Origin of the sequence: Roseateles sp., from assembly GCF_036486225.1 — a bacterium.
In the GTDB taxonomy this organism is placed as follows: Bacteria; Pseudomonadota; Gammaproteobacteria; order Burkholderiales; family Burkholderiaceae_C; genus Roseateles.
The window spans coordinates 1-2379 of sequence record NZ_DASVNZ010000102.1; the positions used below are offsets into that span (position 1 = coordinate 1).

Here is a 2379-nt window from a genome sequence, read left to right on the forward strand (position 1 = left end):
TCATGCACGCTCAGCCGCAGCACCGCCCAGTTCATGCCTGTCGGCGCGACGGCGGACGGGTAAAGCGGCAGTTCGACCGGGCGGAACAGGGAGTCGGGCGAGGCGGCGTTGCCCGGCTGCGGATCGCGCGGCAGGGCCAGCGCCGCGCGGCGCGGCAGGTAGCGGCCGGAGGGATCGGAGACGGTCACCGTCAGCGTCACGTCGCCGACGGCCGGCGTCGCGGGCGGCGTGTCGAAGGCCGCCTCGTGCGTGGCGAGCGCAACGGGTGCGAGGGGCGCTTCGGCGCGGACGATCACGTAGAGCCCGCTGCGATTGCGTCGCACCGCCGCGCCGGCGATGCGCACATCCAGCGGCGTTCCGACCTGCACCCGGGTGGCCGCGTCGATGCAGCGCAGGGCGCCCAGCACGCGCGTGTCGATGCGCTCGAGCTCGCGGATCAGCAGCGTCATGGCGCACCTCCAGGCGCACCGCCCGGTGACGCGTTCCCCGCAGGCACGGCCGTGCCGTAGCCGAAGCGCGTGGCCACGACCGGACCCGCGTCGAGGAGGGTGTCCGGATCGATGCGCACGCGGCGCGCGATGTAGGAGACGGAGAGCCGGTACGCCGGTTCCAGCGCGTCCCAGATGCGCATCATGTCCTCGGTGGGCAGCTCGGACGGAATGATCTGGATCACCTCGTCGGGGCCCCAGCCAGCCTCCGGCGACAGCGCGGAGGCGTCGAGGATCGGGTGCTCGTAGAGCTGCCGCATCGCCCAGGCGAAGGGCAGCAGCTCGTCCTGCGGGTTGTTGGCCCAGGCGCTCAGCAGGAAGTGCAGGTCCAGACCCAGCGGCGCCTGCTGCTCGCCGGACATGCGGTCGGGGCGGTGCTGGCGCAGATGCTCGTTGACGGTCACCCGGTACAGGTACAGCGTGAGGCGCGTCGTGTCGTCCTGCGGACCCGCGAGTTCCCCGGACGACACCAGCACGACGTCGCACTCCGGCATCGCCGACCCGCCGGATTCGGCCGGGTAGGTGTTGCGCAGGTAGGTCACGATCGAGTGACCGACCGAGTGGATCGCCTGGATGTTGGCCATGCCGTTGATGTCCTCGGATTTCCTTCGTCCTCATGGTCGCGGCGCGCGGAAGATCGCGCGTCCATCGGGCAGCGTGGCGCGCTCGATGCGGCCGTCGCGTTGCAGCGCCTCCAGGGCCTGCCGCACGTCGACCAGCGGAACGTCCACGCCCATCGGTCCCAACCACCACTGCGCGATGCCCTGCTCGGTGTCGGCGGCGAGCGGATGGCGGGCGAGGTGGGCCAGGATGGCCGACTCCGCTCGCCGTCTTCTCGTGCCTGGGTCTTCGCACAACGGCGTCTCCAACAACGTTGTGAGCCCTCAATGCGAGGAACGTGCCAGGTGTTGCGGGAGAGATGCGATGGCGGTCCTCAGAGGAGAGGCGGGCGGAGGACGCTGCCGGGTGGGTGATGGCGGACCCGCTTCGCGGCACCCGCCGGGTCGGCGTCGACCCGGGGGCGTGCTCAGTTCGGGGCGTCGAACGCGTCGCGTTCGAGGCCGTGCTTCTTCAGCAGCTTGCCCAGCGCGCGGCGTTCCTTGCCGGCCAGGCGCGCGGCGTGCGTCACGTTGCCGTGCGCGGAGTGCATCAGCTGTTCGAGGTAGCTGCGCTCGAAGTGCAGCATCGCTTCCTCGCGCGCGTCGTTGAAGGCGCGCAGATCGCCTGCGGATGCCGGACCGTCGTTGACGGCTCTGGGGCTGGATGTGGCACTGGCGCTGGGTGTGCCGCTTGCTGAGATCGAACTCGTGGCGCACGGGCGCAGATCCAGCTCCTCGCCGTCCGACAGCATCAGCGCGCGTTGCACGCGGTTGTCGAGTTCGCGCACGTTACCCGGCCACGCGTAACGCGCGATCCAATCGATGCAGCCGGGCGCGAGCGCCCGCGGCGGCAGCGCGTGCTGCCGCGCATGCCGCGCGATGAAGTGCTCCGCGAGCACGCGCGCGTCGCCGGGACGGTCGCGCAGCGGCGGCATCTCCAGCAGCAGCACGTTGAGGCGGAAGGCCAGGTCGTCGCGGAAGGCGCCGGTCTCCAGCAGTTCATGCAGGCGCGGGCTGGCGGCGGCGACCACGCGGACGTCGCCGCTGCATTCGCGCGTGCCGCCGACCGGCCGGTAGCGGTAGTCCTGCAGGAAGCGAAGCAGCGACACCTGCGCGCGCAGCGGCAGCGAGTCGAGCTCGTCGAGGAACAGCGTGCCACCCTCGGCCGCCGCGATGAGGCCGTTGCGGGCCTGGCGGGCGTCGGTGAAGGCGCCGCGTTCGCAGCCGAAGAGCTCGCTCTCGATCAGCGTTTCCGGCACGGCGCCGCAGTTCAGCGGCACGAAGGGCGCGTC

The 2379-nt window shown here is 71.5% G+C and carries 3 protein-coding genes and 1 pseudogene; all 4 read right to left on the reverse strand.

Annotated features, from left to right (window positions below; all coding sequences use genetic code 11):
* Positions 1-449 (reverse strand): annotated as a pseudogene (locus VF536_RS07510) (hypothetical protein); the annotation flags it as partial.
* Complete coding sequence (locus VF536_RS07515) at positions 446-1072, reverse strand: DUF4255 domain-containing protein (protein WP_331614192.1); 627 nt, start codon at positions 1070-1072, stop codon at positions 446-448. The pseudogene VF536_RS07510 and the gene VF536_RS07515, both read right to left, overlap by 4 nt.
* Positions 1073-1102: 30 nt before the next feature.
* Positions 1103-1345: a hypothetical protein gene (locus VF536_RS07520; RefSeq protein ID WP_331614193.1), complete on the reverse strand. Its 243-nt coding sequence runs from the start codon at positions 1343-1345 to the stop codon at positions 1103-1105.
* Between the two features lie 170 nt (positions 1346-1515).
* On the reverse strand, positions 1516-2379 hold an 864-nt coding region (locus tag VF536_RS07525; RefSeq protein WP_331614194.1), incomplete at its 5' end, for a sigma 54-interacting transcriptional regulator.

What these genes read in the sequence shown, in the direction of transcription:
- VF536_RS07515 (WP_331614192.1), bottom strand. Translation starts at nt 1,072, where the DNA reads ATGGCCAACATCCAGGCGATCCACTCGGTCGGTCACTCGATCGTGACC.